The sequence below is a fragment of the Pseudomonas sp. GW821-FHT10B02 genome, assembly GCF_059415665.1.
On sequence record NZ_JBWKNR010000008.1, the window covers coordinates 226135 to 245351 of the forward strand.

Sequence of the window (19217 nt, forward strand, 5' to 3'; positions counted from 1 at the left end):
CAGTGATGCTCGACGCGCCAAAAGCGCCTCGACCCCTGCCGTTCCAACCGACAGCCGTACACCCCGGCGTCCTTAGCGTTGCGTGACCAAGGCTTGACCCATAAACATAAAAATACGGGTAACCCTCCCATGATCCATTCGCACAGTTCCCGCATGGCCCAGCCGCTGGCCAGCAACCCGCACGCCGGCATCGGCGACAAGATCCGTGGCGCCATGGCGGTCGGCAAGACCCGTTGGGTCATGCTTGCCCTGGTGTTCTTTGCCACCACCCTGAACTACATCGACCGCGCCGCCCTGGGCGTCATGCAGCCGATCCTGGCCAAGGAGATGAGCTGGACGGCGATGGATTACGCCAACATCAACTTCTGGTTCCAGGTCGGCTATGCCATCGGCTTCGTCCTCCAGGGCCGGTTGATCGACCGCATCGGCGTCAAGCGCGTGTTCTTCTGCGCCGTGCTGCTATGGAGCCTGGCCACCGGTGCTCACGGCCTGGCCACTTCGGCGGTGGGTTTCATGGTCTGCCGCTTCATTCTCGGCCTGACCGAAGCCGCCAACTACCCGGCCTGCGTCAAGACCACCCGCCTGTGGTTCCCGGCCGGCGAGCGGGCGGTGGCCACCGGCATCTTCAACGCCGGGACCAACGTCGGGGCGATGTTCACGCCGATGCTGTTGCCGCTGATTCTCACCGTCTGGGGCTGGCAGGCCGCATTCATGGGCATGGCCGCGCTCGGCCTGGTGTGGGTGATTTTCTGGGGCCTGAAGTACTTCAATCCGGAAGACCATCCAAGCGTCAGCAAGGAAGAACTGGCCTACGTACAGGGCGAAAAGGAACCGGAACAGGCGCGCGTGCCCTTTTCGCGCATCCTGCGCATGCGCGGCACCTGGGCCTTCGCCCTGGCCTACTCGATGACCGCACCGGTGTTCTGGTTCTACCTGTACTGGCTGCCGCCGTTCCTCAACCAGCAGTACAACCTGGGCATCAGCGTGACGCAGATGGGTATTCCGCTGATCGTCATCTACATCAGCGCCGACTTCGGCAGTGTTGGCGGCGGTATCCTTTCGTCGTTCCTGATTGGCCGTGGCATGGCGCCGGTCAAGGCTCGCCTGCTGTCGATGCTGTTGTTTGCGATCACCATCATCGGCGTGATCTTCGCCGCAGGCGCCAGCAGCCTGTGGGTTGCGGTTCTGGCCATCTCCCTGGCAATCGCCGCGCACCAGGCCTGGACCGCCAATATCTGGAGCCTGGTGATGGACTACACGCCCAAGCACATGATGAGTACGGTGTTCGGTTTCGGTGGCATGTGCGCGGCCATCGGCGGGATGTTCATGACCCAGTTGGTGGGCTACATCCTGACCACCACCAACAACAACTACACCTTGCTGTTCACCATGATCCCGGCCATGTACTTCATTGCCCTGACCTGGATGTACCTGATGGCCCCGCGCAAGGTGCCGAAGGTCGAAGGCTAAGGCTTGCGCTGCAACCAGGCAGCGCCCAGGCCACTGAGGCAGATCAGCGCGATACCGACCAGCCCGGCCATGTCCGGGCTGTGTCCGAACAGCACCAGGCCGAGTATCCCGGCGAACACGATCTGACAGTAACTGAACGGCGCCAGCATGGCCGGTGGCGCGTGGCGGAAAGCCTGGGTCAGGAACAGGTGCGCGGTCATCCCACAGGTACCGAGCGCCACCGCCATCAACCCGTGGATCAGGCTCGGCGTTTGCCAGAACATCGGCACGATGGCACTCATCACCAGCGTATTGAGCACCCCGGTAAAGAAGTTGCTGGTGGTCGGGCTGTCGATTCCGCTGAGCTTGCGGGTCAGCAATTGGTAAAAGCAGAAACACAGCGCCGAACCGAAAGGCAGCAGCACTGCCGGGGTGAACAATGCGCCGCCGGGATGGACGATCACCGTCACTCCGACGAAACTCACCAGCACCGCCACCCACTGGCCACGGGTCACCTTCTCGCCCAGCAACGGCAAGGACAACGCCGTCACCAGCAAGGGCGCGAGGAAGTTGACCGCGGTCGCTTCGGCAAGCGGGATGTACTGCAAGGCGGTGGTAAACAGCAGGCTGGTGCCCAGCAGACACAGTGCGCGCAAGGCCTGCAGCCCCGGCCGCCGCGTGCGTAACACACGCAACCCGGACTGCGGCAGGAAGATCGCCATCATCAGCAGGGTGTGCACCAGATAGCGGGCCCAGACCACCCAGAGAATCGGATAGAACCCGGCCAGGTATTTGGACAGAGCGTCATGGCTGGCAAACAGGAACATCGCCAGCACCACCAGCAGAATCCCCCGCAGTGGCTGGCTGGTATCGTTGAGCGCGCTGGGACGGGGCATGGGGTCGGCTCGCAGGTCAGTGCTGCAGGAGCAGCTGGCGGGTTTTGTCCAGGGCCATCTGAGCCCGTTGCAGGGCACTGATACCCTGTTCGTACAACTGCCGGGTGGGAATCTCCAGGCTCAAGGGAATCGACGGCGGCAGACTGCCCAGCAGCCCGGCCAGATCGCAATCACCGTCACCGGGGAAGCGCCGCTCATTGCGCGCCTGACGCAGGATCTCGGCCATGTCGTCAGGACGCGGTCCTGCCACATCGCACAGCTGAGCATAACGCAGGCGTGAAGGGGCGATCTGGCGCAGGTCATCCAACGACGAGGCCGAACGGTCGAAATGGAAGGCGTCGACCAGTACGCAACCGTTGTCACGCCCGGCCTGCTCGACAATGCGCAGTGCCTGGGTGAGGTTGCTGGCATCGGTCCAGGGCATGAACTCCAGGTGCGGGTGCAGGCCGTATTGCCCGGCCAGATCGCACAGCTCGGCGAAGTGCGCGGTCAGGCGTGATTCATCGGGGTCATTGCCGGCCACCAGCAGTTCGCTGGCACCGAACTCGGCGCCGACGGCCAGCTGGGCCTCGAAATCGGCGACACGGGTCTCTGCCTTGAGCCGCAGGATCTCCACGTCCAGCACCTTGATGCCGGTATCGCGCAGGCGTGCGGCAGTCTGGCGGCGCAGCCCGGCATCCGCTACCAGCGGGAAGTGATGCTCCTCAGGCGTGGCCGGTTCCAGGCGCAGGCCGACATGGCTGTAGCCGGCGCGAGCGGCGACTTCGACCATTGCCACAGGCGACAGCTCAAGTACCGTCAGGGCGGCGAGGGACATCACGCGTTGCGTCATTGTTTGTGATCTCGGAAAGTGGAATGGGAATATTTAGAACCAAGTTCCACTTTTAGCGCAATGCTTTTTTAAACAAACAACTCCGACGCCGGACTTGCCGCCGACAACTCCGCCGCTGCCGCCAGCAATACCGGCGCCAGCTCGTGCATGCGCGCCTCGCTCATCCGCGCACTGGGCCCGGCCACGCTGAGCACCCCCACCGCATGACCATCGAGCGGATGACGCACCACCGCCGCCAGTGCCGAAGTGCCCACCGCCGAGCTTTCCACCACCCAGGCATAACCGTGCTCACGCGCCAGGCGCAGGCGTTCAAGCAGTTCGGCGTTGGAAGCCGGCGCATTGGGGCCGAAGTCTTCACGCCGGGCAATGCCCTGGCGCTCCACCAGCACCAGCGCCTGGGCATCGCTGAGGCTGGACAGCCAGGCATGCCCGGAAGCGGTGTAGAACAGCGGTGCATCACGGCCCATATCCGGGTCGTAACGCAGGCCGGAACGGGCGCCCTGGGCCTTGGCGATCCAGGTCTGGCGGTCACCGTCGATCACTCCCAGGCGCACCAGCTCACCGGTCTGCTGCGCCAGCTGATCGAGAATCGGCTGAACGATATCGGCGCCGCTGCTGGCCAGGTAGCGAAAGCCCATGGCCACCAGGCGAGTGCTCAGGTGGTAACGGCTACTCTCCAGGTTCTGCCGCACATAACCCAGGCGCATCAGCTCGGCGAGCATGCGGTGGGTGGCGCTCTTGGGGATATCCAGCTCCTCGGCCAGGGTCTGCAGGGGCAGCCCGCGGGGTTCGCTGGTGAGGCGTTCGAGAAGGCTGAACGCACGTTCGATCTGACTGCCGGCCATGGTCATGGTCCCTGAAAATTTTGCCGATTCTAAAGAGCGCGAGGCAAAGCGCAAAACACTGTCCGATCTTCGCCCACTTTGTCGCCTGGCCGCTTGGCCGGGCAGCGCTTCGAATCATAGAATATGGAATCTTGTTCCAGAATATAACAAAACTTACTGTTCGAGGAGACACTGCCCATGGCTGTCGATACCCCCATGTCTACCCGCGTGGATTGCGATGTACTGGTCATCGGCTCCGGCGCTGCCGGTTTGTCTGCGGCGGTAACCGCCGCCTGGCATGGGCAGAAAGTCATCGTGGTGGAAAAGGACCCGGTGTTCGGTGGTGCTACAGCCTGGTCCGGCGGCTGGATGTGGGTACCGTGCAATCCGCTGGCGCAACGCGCCGGCATCATCGAGGAGCGTGCCCAACCGCGTACCTACCTGGAACACGAACTGGGCGAGCGATTCGACGCGCAAATGATCGACGCTTTTCTTGAAGCGGCGCCGAACATGGTGTCGTTCTTCGAGCGCCATACGGCGCTGCAATTCGCCGACGGCAACGGCATTGCCGACATCCACGGCAATACGCCTGGCGCCGGTACCGGTGGACGCTCGGTAATTGCCGCGCCCTATGACGGACGCCAGGTCGGCAAACTGCTCAAGCGCCTGCGCAAAACCATGCGCGAAACCTCGTTCATGGGCATGCCGATCATGGCAGGCAAAGATCTGGGCGCCTTCCTGACCCTGACCCGCTCGTGGCGTTCACTGTTGCACGTCAGCAAGCGCTTCAGCCGTCACCTGCTCGACCTCGCCCTGCACGGCCGGGCCATGCACCTGGTCAACGGCGTCGCCCTGGTCGCACGGCTGGCCAGGTCGGCGGAAGATCTGGGGGTATTGCTCTGGGAGTCGGCGCCGGCCAAACGGCTGCTTCACCAGCAGGGCCGAGTCTGCGGCGCGGTGATCGACACTGCGCGCGGCCCTGTCAGTATTCATGCGCGCAAGGCCGTGGTTCTCGCCGCCGGCGGTTTTGCCAATGACATCGAGCGGCGCAAGGCCCTGTTCCCGCGCACGCCCAGCGGCCATGAACACCTGGCCTTGCCGCCCTTGGGCGCCAACGGTGATGGCCTGCGTCTGGGTGAAAGTGTCGGTGGCCAGGTCGCCGACGACCTGCACAGCCCGGTGGCCTGGGCGCCGGTTTCACGGGTGCCGCACAAGGACGGCACAGTCGGCCATTTCCCGCACATCATCGAGCGCGGCAAACCCGGCATCATCGGCGTACTGGCCAACGGCAAACGCTTCGTCAACGAAGCCGATGGCTACTACGACTACGTCAGCGCCATGGTCGCCCAGGCACCCGGTGAGAAGGTCGAGTCCTGGCTGATTTGCAGCCACGCCTTTCAGCGCCGCTATGGCCTCGGCATGTCCCGCCCCTATCCGCTGCCGCTGCAGCCATTCATTGCCTCGGGCTACCTGAAAACCGCCAGGACCATCGAAGCGCTGGCGCGCGCCTGTGGCATCGATCCACAAGGTTTGCACGATACCGTGAATGAGTACAACGACCATGCCCGCCTGGGTGAAGACCCGGCATTCGGCCGCGGCTCGACGCCCTACAACCGCAAACAGGGCGACGCCCTGCACACACCGAATCCGTGCGTGGCGCCGATCGAGCAAGGGCCGTTCTATGCAGTAAAAGTCGAGCCGGGTTGTTTTGGCACCTTTGCCGGACTGCGGACCAATCAGCATGCCCAGGTCCTGGACAGCCAGCGTCAACCCATCGACGGCTTGTATGCAGTGGGAACCGACATGGCCAGCATCATGGGTGGGCATTACCCGGCAGGCGGGATCAATCTGGGGCCAGCGGCGACGTTTGGCTACATCGCCGGACGGCATATTGCCGGGGTGACTGAGTACGAATGATCGCGGGGCAAGCCCGCTCCCACCGGGAGGGTGAACCCCCTGTGGGAGCGGGCTTGCCCCGCGATAGCTTCATCACAAATCAGAAATCGAAGAACACCGTCTCGCCCTCACCCTGAATGCGGATGTCAAAGCGATACGCCAGCTTGCCATCCACCTCACAGCGGGTCGCCACCAGGGTCTCGCGCCGCTGCGGCTGCTCGATCAGGTTAAGCACCGGGCACTGGGCGTTGGCCTGGGCCTCGTCATCGAAGTACAGACGCGTCTGCAGATGGATATTGATCCCGCGGGCAAACAGGCTGATGTTGATGTGCGGTGCCATCGGCACGCCAGCCGCATTGCGCACCACGCCTGGCTTGACGGTGTGCAGGGTCCACTCACCCGCATCGAAGGTGGTGGCGGTGCGGCCGAAGCTGTTGAACGGTTGCTCCAGGTCGAAATCGCCCTGGTACTGGCCATTGTGGTCGGCCTGCCAGAACTCCAGGAACGAATCCCTGACCAGATGGCCGTTACCGTCATAAACGTTGCCGAACACCAGGATATGTTCACCCGGCGCATCGGCCCGGGCCATGCGGTTCCAGATCTCCTGGTCGCGGGTCGGGTTGCCGGCGGCCTCCAGGGCCAAACCAATGTGCACGTACGGGCCGGCAGTCTGCGAAGGGGTTTCCGGCAGCAGTTCGATAGGCATGGGAAACCTCCTCAGCGGTTTTCGAAGTGGGTCTTGCGCTGGCCGCGCAGGACGATGTCGAAGCGATAGGCCAGGCAATCCATCGGGTTGGCGTTGCTCATGTCCAACCGCGCGATCAGGCTCTGCACCGCCTCGGGATTGGCGATCGACTTGACGATCGGGCACATCGGGATCAACGGATCACCTTCGAAATACAGCTGGGTGATCAAGCGGGTGGCAATCGACGGGCCGCTGATCGACACATGGATATGCGCCGGACGCCAGTCGTTGGGACCATTGCGCCAAGGGTACGGACCCGGCTTGATGGTGCGGAAGCTGTAGTAACCCTCGCTGTCGGTCAGGGCACGACCAACGCCACCGAAGTTGGGGTCCAGCGGTGCCAGGTAACGGTCGTTCTTGTGACGGTAGCGGCCACCGGCGTTGGCCTGCCAGATTTCCACCAGGGTATGCGGAACCGGTTTGCCGTACTGGTCACAGACACGCCCGGCGAGAATGATCCGCTCGCCAATGGGCAGCCCGCCGTTGTTGAAGTTGAGCAGCAGGTCATGGTCATGCTGGCCGAACTTCAAGTGAGAAAAGTCCGGGCCTGTGCTTTCGCTGATCGACTGCGGAATGCTCACCAGGGCCTGACGCGGCGAACGGGCAATGGAGGTTTTGTAATCCGGAGTAAGGGCCTTCGGGTGCCAGTTGCGATCACGGATAGCGAAGCGACTATTGTCTTGCGCAGACATGCCGTTCTCCTGTCTTGGAATTATTGGAACGCCTGGGCGTGGCAGGCGAGCTTGCAGTTTCCGGCATGTCCGGCCTGAGGAATATTGAAAATAACCTCGCCTTTGATAACCAAATGGTTATGTGTCTATCAGGAATCTGACAGAGCGACACGCGGTGAACTAATCTTTGTGCTCATGTTTCCAAGCGCGGGAGAGCACTCATGCAATGGCGAAAAGGCAGGCGTAGCGACAATGTGGTCGATGCCCGTGGCGAGGGTGGCGGCGGCATGCGCTTCGGCGGTGGCAAGGGCCTGAGCATCGGTGCGATCCTGCTGATCGTCGGCATCGGCTGGATGACCGGGCAAGACCCGCTACAGATTCTCGGCCAGTTGACCGGACAGATGGGCCAGCAGAGTGCGCCGGTCAGTACCGACACCGGCAAGGCACCACCGGCCAATGACGAGCAGGCCGAATTCGTCGCCTCGATCCTCGGTGACACCGAAGACACCTGGCGGGCGATCTTCGCCCAGGCCGGGCGCCAGTACAAAGACCCGACCCTGACCCTGTTCAGCGGCCAGATCAACTCGGCCTGCGGCTTCGCCTCCTCGGCGGTCGGCCCGTTCTACTGCCCGGCCGACCAGAAGGTCTACCTGGACATGAGCTTCTTCCGCGAAATGGAACAGCGCTTCGCGGCTGCCGGCGATTTCGCCCAGGCCTATGTCATCGCCCACGAAGTCGGCCACCATGTGCAGACCCTGCTTGGGGTGTCGGCCAAGGTCCAGGCCGCGCGTCAGCGGGGTGAGCGAATGGAAGGCGATAACGGCCTGCTGGTGCGTCAGGAACTGCAAGCCGATTGCCTGGCCGGCGTCTGGGCGTACCAGGCGCAACAACGCCTGAACTGGCTCGAACCCGGCGATATCGAAGAAGCCCTGAACGCCGCCAACGCCATTGGCGACGACCGCCTGCAGCAGAAAGGCCAGGGCCGGGTGGTGCCGGACTCCTTTACCCATGGCACCTCGCAACAGCGCGTGCGCTGGTTCAAAACCGGCTTTGCCAAGGGCGATATCAACCAATGTGACACCTTCACCAGCCGCGCCCTCTAATCCCTTCCTGTAGATCTGCGGCAGCCCTGAGCCTGCCGCGGAAATACGCCGAAACTACCGTTGAGCATTTTTGCTGAAAAAGCGTTTCAGCTCCGGCGCAAGCCGCCGATATATCCTGCTCAGAAGATCGACTGGCCTTCAACAAAAACAACCTTCCAGCGATATGGATCAAGAAGCACAACATTCCTGGAGGGATCGTATGAATAGCTGGTTTGCCAACATCAGCGTCAACCTGAAACTCGGCCTGGGCTTCGGCCTGGTGCTGCTGCTCACCAGCCTGCTGGCCCTGACCGGCTGGAACAGCATGGGTGGGCTGATCGACCGCAGTAACTGGATGAGCGACATCACCCAGCTCAACGGTGACCTGACCGATCTGCGCATCACCCGCCTGCAGTACATGCTGACCAATGGCGACGACGCCGCCGCCGGCGCTGTCCAGGTCAAGTTGAATGCCTTCAGCGAACAGCAGCAAAAGCTGCTGAAAAGCTTCAAGAGCCCGGAAAACGTCAAGTTGCTCCAGGAACTGGGCCAGACCATCAACGCGTATCAGATTTCGATTAACAAGATGCGCGCCGGCTACAAGACCAGCATGGCCGCGCGCGATGCGATGAACCTGGCCGCTGCACGCGCCATCGACCTGGTCGAGGCGATCAACCGCGACATCCTCGCCCTGCCCGAAGGTGACGCCAGCCGCCTGGAACAATTCCGCACCATCACCCAGGCCAAGGAACAGCTGTTCCAAGTGCGCCTGGCCGTGCGCAGCTATATCGCCGACATCAGCAGCGAAACCGAACAACTGGCGCTGCGCCAGCTCGATGGCGCCTTGGCCGAGATCGCCAGCCTGAACCGCCAGATGCCGAACGAAGCCGCGCGCATCCAGCAGTTCGAAAGCGCAGTGCTGGCCTACCGTGACGCCGTGCGTCAGTTCCGCGATGCCACCGCCGATGTTGCCGTCGCTCGCCAGGAGATGACCGTACAAGGCGCCACCATCGTCAAGATCAGTGACGCACTGTACAAGATCCAGCTCGAACGCCGTGACAACGAAAGTGCCCAGGCCCGTACCCTGCAGCTCACCGCTACGCTGCTGGCGTTGCTGGTTGGTGTGCTGGCCGCGGTGATCATTACCCGCCAGATCACCCGGCCGCTGCGCGAAACCCTGGCCGTGGTGGAAAAGATCGCCGCGGGCGACCTCACCCACGACCTGCGCGTTACCCGTCGCGACGAGCTTGGTGTGCTGCAACAGGGCATCCAGCGCATGGGTTCGACCCTGCGCGATCTGATCAGCGGCATCCGCGATGGCGTCACCCAGATTGCCAGCGCCGCCGAAGAGCTATCGGCCGTGACCGAAGAAACCAGCGCCGGGGTCAACAGCCAGAAAGTCGAGACCGACCAGGTCGCCACCGCCATGCACGAAATGGCCGCCACCGTGCAGGAAGTCGCGCGCAATGCCGAGCACGCTTCGTCTGCGGCTACCGACGCCGACGCGCAAGCGCGTGCCGGTGACCAGGTGGTTGCCGAGGCGATCAGCCAGATCGAACGCCTGGCCGAAGAAGTGCACCGCTCCACTGAAGCCATGGGCCTGCTGCAACAGGAAAGCCAGAAGATCGGCAGCGTCATGGACGTGATCAAGTCGGTGGCCGAACAGACCAACCTGCTGGCGCTCAACGCCGCCATCGAAGCGGCCCGTGCCGGTGAAGCCGGGCGTGGTTTTGCCGTGGTTGCCGACGAGGTTCGTGGCCTGGCCCAACGCACGCAGAAGTCCACCGAAGAGATCGAAGAGCTGGTCGCCGGCCTGCAGAGCGGTACTCAGCAGGTAGCCAATGTGATGCTCGGCAGCCGTAACCTGACCGACAGCAGCGTCGAACTGACCCGCAAGGCCGGTGCCTCGCTGGAAAGCATCACCCGCACAGTGTCGAACATCCAGTCGATGAACCAGCAGATCGCCGCGGCAGCCGAGCAGCAGAGTGCGGTGGCCGAACAGATCAGCCGCAGCATCATCAACGTGCGCGATGTGTCGGAACAGACGGCGGCGGCCAGCGATGAGACGGCGGCATCCAGTGTTGAACTGGCGCGTCTGGGTAATCAGTTGCAGACCATGGTCAGCCACTTCCGCGTCTGACCGTTGCTTGAAAGCGGTTGAATCCTTGTGGGAGCCGGCCTTGCCGGCGATGCCCGGCACAGCCGGGCAAGAGGCCCCATCGCCGGCAAGGCCGGCTCCCACAGGCTGCGCTTACTTCACTACCTGCCCTACCCCACGCCCACGCGGATCGGAAGCAGTTTCCAGCGCCGTACCACTGACACGGATCGCCTGGATATCGCCCATCTCCCAACCCTGGTCTTCCAGGGTGTAGCCCATCTTCTTCAGCTCATACGCGACCTTGCCGGTCAGTGGTGCATAAGCGTCAAAGTAAATGGTGTCCTTAGGCAGCAACTGGTGATGCACGCGTTGCGCGGCTACAGCTTTTTCCAGCGGCAGGTTGTAGTCATACAGGTTGTTCAGCACCTGGAAGATCGAGGTGAAGATCCGCGAACCGCCCGGTGTACCCAGTACCAGGGTGACCTGACCATCACGGGTAACCAGCGTCGGCGCCATCGAAGAAAGCATGCGCTTGCCCGGCTCAATGGCGTTGGCGTCGCCGCCGACTACACCGAAGGCGTTGGCCACACCCGGCTTGGAGCTGAAGTCGTCCATCTCGTCGTTAAGCAGGAAACCTGCACCTTTAACCACCACACCACTGCCGTAGTCCCAGTTCAGGGTGTAGGTGTTGCTGACCGCGTTACCCTGTTTGTCGACGATGGAGAAGTGCGTGGTCTGATGCGGTTCCAGGCCCGGACGGACTTTCTCGGTGTCGGAGATGGCGGTCGGATTGACCTCCTGGGCACGCTTGGCGATGTAGTCTTTGGCGATCAGCTTATCCACCGGCACCTTGGAAAAATCCGGGTCGCCCAGGTAGTCGGCACGGTCAGCGAACACCCGCTTCTCGATTTCCGCCAGCAGGTGAATGTAGCGCGCCGAGTTCAGTTCGACACCCTTGAAGTCGGCCGCACGGTTTTCCTTGATGCCCAGCAGTTGCGCCAGCGCGACCCCGCCGGAGCTTGGCAGCGGCGCGGTATAAACCATATTGCCGCGCCACTCGATGCCCATCGGCTCACGCCACACCGCTTTGTAATCCTTGAGGTCGTCTTTGCTGATCAGGCCCTTGTCGGCCTGCATCTGCGCGACCAGCAGGTCGGCGGTCTTGCCCTGGTAGAACTCGCTGACACCTTTGTCGGCGATACGCTCCAGAGTTTGCGCCAGCTCCGGCTGCTTGAAGGTCTCGCCGACTTTCATGTTGCCGAAATAATCATTGAAGTTGGTGCTGTCCTTGAACAGGCCCAAAGCATCTTCACGGTATTGATACTGCTTGGCAGCGATCTTGAAACCGTTCTTGGCGTAGCCCACTGCCGGGGTGATCAGCTCAGCCCATGGCAGCTTGCCGAACTTCTGATGCGCCTCCCACAAGCCCATCACCGTACCCGGCACGCCAGCGGCGCGGGAACCGACCAGGCTCAGGTTCTCGATGATCTCGCCCTTTTCATCCAGGTACATGTTGCGGCTGGCAGCCTTGGGCGCCACTTCGCGGTAGTCGAGGAAGTAGGGTTTGCCGTCCATGTACAGGGTCATGAAACCGCCGCCGCCGATGTTGCCGGCTTCGGGGTAGGTCACGGCCAGGGTGAAGGCGGTGGCGACAGCGGCGTCGACCGCGTTACCGCCTTTCTTGAGAACTTCGGCGGCCACCTGTGCACCATATTGATCGGGTGCGGCCACCGCGCCACCTTCCAACGTCACAGCGTAAGCCGATGAACTGGCGAGTATCGCGGCACTCAGGCCCAGGGTTCGGAACATCACAACGCGCATGAGAGCTTCCTTGGTGTTGTTTTCGTTGAACAGCCATTAAGGCTGATGTCAGAAAACTAATCAAACACCGCAGGAAAAATCGCCGCTCGCAGCAAGCTTATGTCGCAGCGAGAGCGATCAGCAGGCGTAGACCGCCAGCTTGTGCTGGATGAAATCGAGGAAGCACTGAATGCGCAGGGCTAACTGCGAGTTGCGGTAGTACACCGCATTGATCGGTTGCCGATAGCCACTGCTGTGCTCGGGCAAAACCACCTGCAAACGGCCGGTGCGAATATCTTCGTGGGTCATGAAGTGCGACAGACAGGCGATACCCTCGCCGGCCAGGGCCAGCTCGCGCAAGGTTTCACCGCTGGAAGCCGACAGGCTCGGACGGATCAGCAGGCGGTCCCCCTCGACATGGCGCAACGGCCAATGATTGAGGGTTTCGGTCTGGGTAAAGCCGAGCAGCGAATGCGCCTGCAAGTCTTCAACCCGCTCCGGCGTGCCATGACGCGCCAGGTACTCGGGGCTGGCCAGTACGTTCAACGGGCTGCAGCCGAGGGAGCGGGCATGCAGGCTGGAGTCGGCCAGCTCGCCGATGCGGATGGCGACATCGGTGCTCTGCTCGATCAGGTCGATGATCAGGTCACTGGTGTTGAGCTCCAGCTGGATCTGCGGGTACAACGCGCGGAACTCGCCGACCCAGGGCACGATGGCATGCAGCATGAAGGGCAAGGCGGCATTGATGCGCAGGCGTCCGGAAGGCGTCTGGTGATGCACCGACAGGTGCTCTTCAAGTTCGTCCATCTGTTGCAGGATCGATTTGGCCCGTTCGAAGAAGAATCGCCCTTCTTCGGTCAGGTCCATGCGCCGGGTGGTACGGTTGATCAGCGTCGTGCCGAGCTTGGCTTCCAGGCGCGACAGGGTGCGGCTGATCGCCGAAGGCGTCTGCCCGCTCTGTTCGGCGGCGGCGGAAATCGAGCCGCACTCGATCACCGAGACAAACACCTGTAATTCATCGGACCTGGCTTTCACGGCTGTACCTTGGGGTGAGCAACAGCCGTGATAGATAGCCGCTTGGCGCGGCCAGCGCAAGGTTTCATCAGGCCGGGATCTGGAAAACCCGGGCCAGGTGCTGCTCGTAGGCGGCCACTGCGGCTTCGACGTTCGGGCGCTTCATCACATCCACCGCCAGGTAGGTGGGCAGACCGCTCATGCCGAGGAACTGGTTGGCCTTGTGGAACGGGAAGTACACCGCATCGACACCTTTGCCTTCGAAGAAATCGCTCGGGTCATCAAACGCCTGCTGTGGCGCGTTCCAGGTCAGCGAGAGCATGTACTGCTTGCCATGGATCAGACCGCCGCTGCCGTACTTCTGCGAGGCATCGGAACGCGTGCGGCCGTCGTTGGCATACAGGCTACCGTGACCGGCAGTGAAGACTTCATCCAGATACTGCTTGACGGTCCAGGGGGCGCCCATCCACCAGCCCGGCATCTGATAGATGATCACGTCGGCCCAGAGAAACTTCTGCACTTCTTCGGCGTTGTCGTAACCACCGTCGATGTAGGTGGTCTTGATGTCGAAACCGGCGCGGTCGAGGAACGCCAGGGCGGCCTCGTGCAGGGTCTCGTTCAGACGGCCATCGGAGTGGGCGAATTTTTTACCGCCGTTGAGCAACAGGACTTTTTTCATCACTTGCCTCATCTGTCGTTCGATCCGCTGCGCTGTCTGCGACGGCCTGGGACCGGTTGAATTTGGATGGCGGCAGATTAGGGGATGCACAGCGTGGGAAAAACCGTCGTCGGGGCAAAATACTTTTGACTTAAAAGCACGAATCACATCTACATTATTGAAATAAAATCAGGTCCTCTCCCACCAGAGGTCGACCTCATGAGCGAACCCTACGGCTTCATTCTCAAAGCCAAGACCCGTCCGGAACAAGCCGAAGCCTTCGAAGCCCTGTTCCGCGCCTATGTCGAGCCAAGCCGCGCCGAGCCTGGCTGCATCGAATACCACATGCTGCGCGACAAGGAAGATCCAAGCCTGTTCGTGTTCTACGAAATCTGGGCCAGCAAGGCCGCACTGGACGTGCACTCGGCCCTGCCGCACATGCAAGCGTTCTTCGAAAAGCGCATGGACTACCTTGAGCGCGACTTCGACATTCAACTGATCGAAATGCTCAGCCCGTCCTCGGCTAGCCGCTGAGCAACAGGTGCGCGCCTAGCACTGCCAGGCCGGTAAAAAAGCAGCGCTTGAACAATGCCGCACTGATGCGCTGGCGCAGCCACTGGCCGCACAGCATGCCCAGCAGCGCTGGCGCCAGCACCAGCAGCGACGCGCCCAGCGCCTCGGCGCCGAGCGCGTCCTGGCCGGCCAGGCCCAACGCCAGGGCCAGGGTCGAGACGGTGAAGGACAGGCCGAGTGCCTGGACCATCTCGTCGCGGTTCAGGCCCAGCCCCTGCAGGTAGGGCACCGCAGGAATGACAAAGACACCGGTGGCAGCGGTGATCAAACCGGTCAACAGTCCGCATAGAGGCCCCAACCAGCGCTCCCATACCAGCGGCACACTGAAACCACGCCCGAACAAACCGTACAGCGCATAGACCAGCAATGCGCCGCCCAGTGCCTGTGCCGCCCACTCGCCGCTGTTGATGCCCAGCCAGGCACTGCCCAGCAGCGTGCCGATGAAGATCATCGCCAGCATCGGCCACAGCCGCCGCAACAAGGCCGGCAGATGTCCGCCCGCCGCCAACTGCCAGAGGTTGGTCAGGGTCGAGGGCACAATCAACAGGGCCGCAGCCTGCGCCGGTGACATAGCCAGGCCCAGCAGGCCCATGGCGATGGTCGGCAAGCCCAGGCCGATAACACCTTTCACCGCCCCCGCCAGCAGAAAGGTGAATGCCACCAGCAGTGAAAGCGCCGGGCCGATTTCCTGATAAAAACCAAATAGGGTCGTCATGCGCCGATGTTGCCTGCGATACGGACGCCTGAAAATCTGCCATATACTGAGCCAGACTATTGCCCAGGCAGAGGCTCATGCATTTTGATCTGATCGACCTGCGACTGTTCCAGCATACCTTGGAGTGCGGCAACATCACGGCGGGCGCACAACGCAGCCATCTGTCGCTACCGGCCGCCAGTGCGCGGATCCGCGCCATGGAAGCCTCCCTCGGTACGCCCTTGCTGGAGCGTAATCGCCGTGGCGTGCAAGCGACGCCCGCAGGCAAAGCCCTGCTGCAACATGCGCGCTTGATCGGCCAGCAGGTCGAGCGCCTGCAGTTCGACCTGGGCCAGTACGCTCAAGGCCTGCAAGGCCAGGTACGGCTGTTGTGCAACACCGCGGCCCTGAGCGAATACCTCCCGGAATTGCTCGCCGGCTTTCTCGCCGACCACCCGGCCATCGCCCTCGACATCCAGGAATTGCCGAGCCTGCGTATCGTCCAGACCATTACCCAGGGTGCGGCGGATATCGGCATCATTTCCACCGCCGCCGCCAGCGAGCATCTGCAAACCCTGCCCTTTCGCGACGATCCGCTGGTGCTGATCATGGCGCCGGGGCATCCCTTGGCAGCACAATCCGGGCTGCGTTTTGCCGACACCCTGGCGCATGGCTTTGTCGGCTTGTCGAGCGACAGCGCCCTGGCCCTGCACCTGGAAGAACAAGCCCTGCACCTGGGGCGGCGGATGCAGGTCAGGGTCCGGGCGGAGAGCTTCGACGGGGTGATTCGCATGGTGGCCCACGGTGCCGGACTGGGCGTGGTGCCACTGGCAGCCGTCCGGCGCTGGCAGGGTGTGCTGGCATTGCACAGCATGAAGCTGGCGGAACCCTGGGCGCAGCGCCAGTTGCTGCTCTGCTCCCGCGACTTCACGCGCTTGCCGGGGCATGGCCAGGCCTTGGTGCGCTATCTGCGTGAGGCGCAGATCGAGCGCTCGACGTCGACCCCAGACAACTCCCCCGGTTAGATCGGACCTATGGTGACGGACCTCTCATCAGATCATCTGGAGCTGACATGTCCGATTTCATCACCGTTCTACGCGACACCTGCCCTACCCCTGTGCTGAATGCGACCAAGTGGAAGCGCATCGGCGGCGACCCGCACACGGTGAACCTCAATGCCTACCTGTCCGAGGATGGCAGCAAGATCATGGGCACCTGGATCTGCACCCCGGGCAAGTTCGAAGTGAATTACGAGAAGTGGGAGTACTGCCATTTCCTCGACGGCTACTGCGTGATCACCCCTGAAGGTGAGCAGCCGGTGCATCTGAAAGCGGGCGACGTGTTCGTCATCGAACCGGGGATGAAAGGCACCTGGGAGGTGGTGGAGACCGTGCGCAAATACTTCGTTTTTGCCTGACGACTTCAGGGCTGCACGCAGCCCATCGCTGGCAAGGCCAGCTCCTACAGAATCAGGTGTGCGCAGTACCTGTAGGAGCCAGCCTTGCTGGCGATGCTCTTTTACTCGGGCTTGCGATAGCCTTCGACAATCGCCGAGAAATCCTTGCCGCCGTCACCGCGCAGGCTCATGGCCTGGTACAGCTGCTGCGCCACGGCACCGAGGATCACCGGCTGATGCGCCTGACGCGCCGCTTCGGTGGCCAGGCCCAGATCCTTGAGCATCAGTTCGGCACCGAAACCGCCGGTGTAGCCACGTGAGGCCGGAGCCGTTTCGATGATGCCCGGCCACGGGTTGTAGGTGTCCGAACTCCAGCAACGCCCGGTGGAGCTGTTGATGATGCCCGCCAGCACTTTGGTGTCGATGCCCAGGGCATTGCCCAGGGCCATGGCTTCCGACACACCGATCATCGAGATGCCCAGCAGCAGGTTGTTGCAGATCTTGGCAATCTGCCCGGTCCCCACCGCACCGCAATGCACAATGTTGCGGCCCATCTGCGCCAGCACCGGCTGCAGCGTGGCGAACAGTTCATCGCTGGCGCCGACCATGAACGTCAGGGTGCCCGCCGCCGCACCACCGGTGCCGCCGGACACCGGCGCATCGGCCAGGTCCACGCCCTGCTTCGCCGCAGCCGCCGAGACTTCACGGGCGGTCTGTGGATCAATCGTGCTGCAGTCGACCACTGGCGTGCCGGCACGAACACCGGCCAGCACACCGTCTTCGTTCAGGTACACACCCCGCACATGCGCGGCGGCTGGCAGCATGGTGATGACCATGTCGCTCTGCTGCGCGGCATCGCGTGGCGAGCTGCTGATCGTCCCGCCGAGCTCGGCAAGCTCGGCCAGTACGCTCTTGTTCAGGTCGAACAGTTGCAGTTGATGCCCGGCCTTGATCAGGTTGCGCGCCATCGGCGCGCCCATGTTGCCCAGACCGATAAATGCAATACGCATGATCAACTCCTTAGCGCAGGCTGATGGTGGTGTTCACACCGTCGTTGACGCTGTCATCATCGAACCAGCGGCTGGTGACAGTCTTGGTCTGAGTGTAGAACTGCACCACTTGCTTGCCGTACGGGCCCAGGTCACCGAGCTTGGAGCCACGGGAACCGGTGAAACTGAAGAACGGAACCGGTACCGGAATCGGAATGTTGATGCCGACCTGACCGACGTCGATTTCGTTCTGGAACTTGCGCGCCGCAGCGCCACTCTGGGTAAACAGGCCGGTGCCGTTACCGAAGGGGTTGCGGTTGACCAGGGCGATGGCTTCGTCGAGGGTATCGACTTCCAGCACCACCAGCACCGGGCCGAAGATTTCCTGGGTGTAGATCTGCATGTCGGTGGTCACCCCGGAGAACAGGGTCGGGCCGACGAAGTTGCCTTGCTCGTAGCCTGGCACGCTTACATCGCGACCATCGAGTTCAAGCTTGGCGCCTTCCTTGATCCCGCTTTCGATCAGGCCCAGCACACGCTCCTTGGCGCGCTTGGAAATCAGCGGACCGACATCGGTGCCCGGCTCATTACCGGCATTGACCTTGAGGTTGGCCGCCAGCTCTTTGAGTTCCGGCAGCCATTCGCGTGCCTTGCCTACCAGCACCGCCACCGAGGTGGCCATGCAACGCTGACCGGCCGCACCGAAGCCGGCACCGACCAGGGCATTGAGGGTCTGGGTACGGTTGGCATCAGGCAGCACCACCGCGTGGTTCTTCGCGCCCATCATCGACTGCACGCGCTTGCCATGCTTGCCGGCGAGGTTGTAGACGTGGGTGCCAACTTCGGTGGAACCGACAAAGGAGATCGCCTTGATGTCCGGGTGCGTGCACAGGGCATCGACCACCTGCTTGCCACCGTGTACGACGTTCAGCACACCGGCCGGTACACCGGCTTCCAGCGCCAGCTCCACCAGCATCATGGTCGACAGTGGATCCTGCTCGGACGGCTTGAGCACGAAGGTGTTGCCGCAGACGATGGCCATCGGGAACATCCACAGCGGGATCATCGCCGGGAAGTTGAACGGGGTGATACCGGCGCAGACCCCGATAGGTTGACGCAGAGTGTAAGTATCGACACCACTGGCGACGTTCTCGGCGAACTCGCCCATCTTCAGGCTACCGATGCTGCACGCGTGCTCGACCACTTCCAGGCCGCGGAAGATATCGCCTTCGGCGTCGGCAATGGTCTTGCCCTGCTCGGCGCTGAGAACCACGGCGATGCGCTTGGAGTGTTCACGGATCAAAGCTTGCAGCTTGAGCATGATGCGCATGCGCGCGCCGAGCGGGGTGTCACGCCAGGTCTGGAAGGCACGTTGGCCGGCGGCGATGGCGGCGTCGACTTCTTCAGCAGTGGCGAACGGCACACGGGCGAGTACTTCTTGGGTGGCCGGGTTGACCACGTCACGCCATTCGCTGGTTTTCGATTCGACCCACTGGCCGTCGATCAGCAGCTTGACCTGGTCGACCTTGGTCTGGCCGGGAGTAAGGGATGCGTTCATGTGCGTTCTCCTGAAATTGTTGTTAGGGAGAGATCGACGTCG

The 19217-nt window shown here is 62.4% G+C and carries 18 protein-coding genes and 1 pseudogene; 8 read left to right on the plus strand and 11 right to left on the minus strand.

The window, feature by feature from the left end; all coding sequences use genetic code 11:
- Window positions 1-129 precede the first annotated feature (129 nt).
- A complete protein-coding gene (locus AC07OF_RS14565; RefSeq protein WP_157194317.1) occupies window positions 130-1470 on the plus strand; it encodes an MFS transporter in 1341 nt (446 codons plus the stop codon).
- Here the strand turns inward: AC07OF_RS14565 and AC07OF_RS14570 are convergent.
- The 3 genes from AC07OF_RS14570 to AC07OF_RS14580 form a co-directional block, all read right to left on the minus strand.
- Window positions 1467-2345 carry a DMT family transporter gene (locus AC07OF_RS14570; protein ID WP_157194318.1) on the minus strand — a complete coding sequence of 293 codons (879 nt, stop codon included), beginning with the start codon at window positions 2343-2345 and terminating at the stop codon, window positions 1467-1469. The two genes, AC07OF_RS14565 and AC07OF_RS14570, sit on opposite strands and share 4 nt — an antisense overlap.
- Window positions 2346-2361: 16 nt before the next feature.
- Entirely contained in the window at window positions 2362-3177 is an 816-nt protein-coding gene (locus AC07OF_RS14575; protein ID WP_495073037.1) for a sugar phosphate isomerase/epimerase family protein, read from the minus strand.
- A gap of 68 nt (window positions 3178-3245) precedes the next feature.
- Window positions 3246-4022, minus strand: coding sequence for an IclR family transcriptional regulator (locus tag AC07OF_RS14580; RefSeq protein ID WP_157194320.1), 777 nt, complete (start codon window positions 4020-4022; stop codon window positions 3246-3248).
- A 177-nt stretch (window positions 4023-4199) separates the two neighbouring features.
- On the opposite strand from AC07OF_RS14580, the gene AC07OF_RS14585 reads away from it, so the two are divergent.
- Window positions 4200-5918, plus strand: a complete 1719-nt coding sequence (locus AC07OF_RS14585) for an FAD-dependent oxidoreductase (protein WP_157194321.1) — start codon at window positions 4200-4202, stop codon at window positions 5916-5918.
- Between the two features lie 79 nt (window positions 5919-5997).
- Here the strand turns inward: AC07OF_RS14585 and pcaG are convergent, their stop codons facing one another.
- Both pcaG and pcaH read right to left on the minus strand, forming a co-directional pair.
- Window positions 5998-6603 carry a protocatechuate 3,4-dioxygenase subunit alpha gene (pcaG, locus tag AC07OF_RS14590; protein WP_157194322.1) on the minus strand — a complete coding sequence of 202 codons (606 nt, stop codon included), beginning with the start codon at window positions 6601-6603 and terminating at the stop codon, window positions 5998-6000.
- A gap of 11 nt (window positions 6604-6614) precedes the next feature.
- A complete protein-coding gene (pcaH, locus tag AC07OF_RS14595) occupies window positions 6615-7334 on the minus strand; it encodes a protocatechuate 3,4-dioxygenase subunit beta (protein WP_157194323.1) in 720 nt (239 codons plus the stop codon).
- Window positions 7335-7534: 200 nt separating this feature from the next.
- Between pcaH and ypfJ the strand changes: the two genes are divergently transcribed.
- From ypfJ to AC07OF_RS14610, 3 genes and pseudogenes are all read left to right on the plus strand, one after another.
- A complete protein-coding gene (gene ypfJ / locus AC07OF_RS14600) occupies window positions 7535-8416 on the plus strand; it encodes a KPN_02809 family neutral zinc metallopeptidase (RefSeq protein WP_038614926.1) in 882 nt (293 codons plus the stop codon).
- Window positions 8417-8750: 334 nt separating this feature from the next.
- A pseudogene (locus AC07OF_RS14605) lies at window positions 8751-9680 on the plus strand (methyl-accepting chemotaxis protein); the annotation flags it as partial.
- Window positions 9681-9821: 141 nt separating this feature from the next.
- On the plus strand, window positions 9822-10535 hold the full coding sequence (locus AC07OF_RS14610) for a methyl-accepting chemotaxis protein (protein WP_442604625.1): 714 nt from the start codon (window positions 9822-9824) through the stop codon (window positions 10533-10535).
- Between the two features lie 111 nt (window positions 10536-10646).
- On the opposite strand, the gene ggt is transcribed toward AC07OF_RS14610, so the two are convergent.
- From ggt to mdaB, 3 genes are all read right to left on the minus strand, one after another.
- Window positions 10647-12314 carry a gamma-glutamyltransferase gene (gene ggt / locus AC07OF_RS14615; protein WP_495073038.1) on the minus strand — a complete coding sequence of 556 codons (1668 nt, stop codon included), beginning with the start codon at window positions 12312-12314 and terminating at the stop codon, window positions 10647-10649.
- A 117-nt stretch (window positions 12315-12431) separates the two neighbouring features.
- Window positions 12432-13328 (minus strand): LysR substrate-binding domain-containing protein, encoded by an 897-nt coding sequence (locus tag AC07OF_RS14620; RefSeq protein WP_495073039.1) that lies wholly within the window; start codon window positions 13326-13328, stop codon window positions 12432-12434.
- 67 nt (window positions 13329-13395) lie between these two features.
- Complete coding sequence (gene mdaB, locus AC07OF_RS14625) at window positions 13396-13986, minus strand: NADPH:quinone oxidoreductase MdaB (protein ID WP_038614936.1); 591 nt, start codon at window positions 13984-13986, stop codon at window positions 13396-13398.
- Between the two features lie 198 nt (window positions 13987-14184).
- Between mdaB and AC07OF_RS14630 the strand changes: the two genes are divergently transcribed.
- On the plus strand, window positions 14185-14499 hold the full coding sequence (locus tag AC07OF_RS14630; RefSeq protein WP_157194327.1) for a putative quinol monooxygenase: 315 nt from the start codon (window positions 14185-14187) through the stop codon (window positions 14497-14499).
- Here the strand turns inward: AC07OF_RS14630 and AC07OF_RS14635 are convergent.
- Window positions 14489-15253 (minus strand): sulfite exporter TauE/SafE family protein, encoded by a 765-nt coding sequence (locus tag AC07OF_RS14635; RefSeq protein WP_157194328.1) that lies wholly within the window; start codon window positions 15251-15253, stop codon window positions 14489-14491. The genes AC07OF_RS14630 and AC07OF_RS14635 overlap by 11 nt on opposite strands.
- Window positions 15254-15330: 77 nt before the next feature.
- On the opposite strand from AC07OF_RS14635, the gene AC07OF_RS14640 reads away from it, so the two are divergent.
- Window positions 15331-16257 (plus strand): LysR family transcriptional regulator, encoded by a 927-nt coding sequence (locus AC07OF_RS14640; RefSeq protein ID WP_157194329.1) that lies wholly within the window; start codon window positions 15331-15333, stop codon window positions 16255-16257.
- 47 nt (window positions 16258-16304) lie between these two features.
- Window positions 16305-16649, plus strand: a complete 345-nt coding sequence (locus AC07OF_RS14645) for a cupin domain-containing protein (RefSeq protein ID WP_038614945.1) — start codon at window positions 16305-16307, stop codon at window positions 16647-16649.
- Window positions 16650-16750: 101 nt separating this feature from the next.
- Here AC07OF_RS14645 and mmsB read toward each other — a convergent pair whose 3' ends face one another.
- Window positions 16751-17638 carry a 3-hydroxyisobutyrate dehydrogenase gene (mmsB, locus tag AC07OF_RS14650; protein WP_157194330.1) on the minus strand — a complete coding sequence of 296 codons (888 nt, stop codon included), beginning with the start codon at window positions 17636-17638 and terminating at the stop codon, window positions 16751-16753.
- A 10-nt stretch (window positions 17639-17648) separates the two neighbouring features.
- On the minus strand, window positions 17649-19175 hold the full coding sequence (locus tag AC07OF_RS14655) for a CoA-acylating methylmalonate-semialdehyde dehydrogenase (RefSeq protein WP_157194331.1): 1527 nt from the start codon (window positions 19173-19175) through the stop codon (window positions 17649-17651).
- Window positions 19176-19217 lie beyond the last annotated feature (42 nt).

Bases quoted from the DNA above. Each gene is read 5' to 3' on its own strand.
- AC07OF_RS14565 (WP_157194317.1), top strand. From the start codon at position 130: ATGATCCATTCGCACAGTTCCCGCATGGCCCAGCCGCTGGCCAGCAAC.
- AC07OF_RS14570 (WP_157194318.1), bottom strand. From the start codon at position 2,345: ATGCCCCGTCCCAGCGCGCTCAACGATACCAGCCAGCCACTGCGGGGG.
- AC07OF_RS14575 (WP_495073037.1), bottom strand. From the start codon at position 3,177: ATGACGCAACGCGTGATGTCCCTCGCCGCCCTGACGGTACTTGAGCTG.
- AC07OF_RS14580 (WP_157194320.1), bottom strand. From the start codon at position 4,022: ATGGCCGGCAGTCAGATCGAACGTGCGTTCAGCCTTCTCGAACGCCTC.
- AC07OF_RS14585 (WP_157194321.1), top strand. From the start codon at position 4,200: ATGGCTGTCGATACCCCCATGTCTACCCGCGTGGATTGCGATGTACTG.
- pcaG (WP_157194322.1), bottom strand. From the start codon at position 6,603: ATGCCTATCGAACTGCTGCCGGAAACCCCTTCGCAGACTGCCGGCCCG.
- pcaH (WP_157194323.1), bottom strand. From the start codon at position 7,334: ATGTCTGCGCAAGACAATAGTCGCTTCGCTATCCGTGATCGCAACTGG.
- ypfJ (WP_038614926.1), top strand. From the start codon at position 7,535: ATGCAATGGCGAAAAGGCAGGCGTAGCGACAATGTGGTCGATGCCCGT.
- AC07OF_RS14610 (WP_442604625.1), top strand. From the start codon at position 9,822: ATGCACGAAATGGCCGCCACCGTGCAGGAAGTCGCGCGCAATGCCGAG.
- ggt (WP_495073038.1), bottom strand. From the start codon at position 12,314: ATGCGCGTTGTGATGTTCCGAACCCTGGGCCTGAGTGCCGCGATACTC.
- mdaB (WP_038614936.1), bottom strand. From the start codon at position 13,986: ATGAAAAAAGTCCTGTTGCTCAACGGCGGTAAAAAATTCGCCCACTCC.
- AC07OF_RS14630 (WP_157194327.1), top strand. From the start codon at position 14,185: ATGAGCGAACCCTACGGCTTCATTCTCAAAGCCAAGACCCGTCCGGAA.
- AC07OF_RS14635 (WP_157194328.1), bottom strand. From the start codon at position 15,253: ATGACGACCCTATTTGGTTTTTATCAGGAAATCGGCCCGGCGCTTTCA.
- AC07OF_RS14640 (WP_157194329.1), top strand. From the start codon at position 15,331: ATGCATTTTGATCTGATCGACCTGCGACTGTTCCAGCATACCTTGGAG.
- AC07OF_RS14645 (WP_038614945.1), top strand. From the start codon at position 16,305: ATGTCCGATTTCATCACCGTTCTACGCGACACCTGCCCTACCCCTGTG.
- mmsB (WP_157194330.1), bottom strand. From the start codon at position 17,638: ATGCGTATTGCATTTATCGGTCTGGGCAACATGGGCGCGCCGATGGCG.
- AC07OF_RS14655 (WP_157194331.1), bottom strand. From the start codon at position 19,175: ATGAACGCATCCCTTACTCCCGGCCAGACCAAGGTCGACCAGGTCAAG.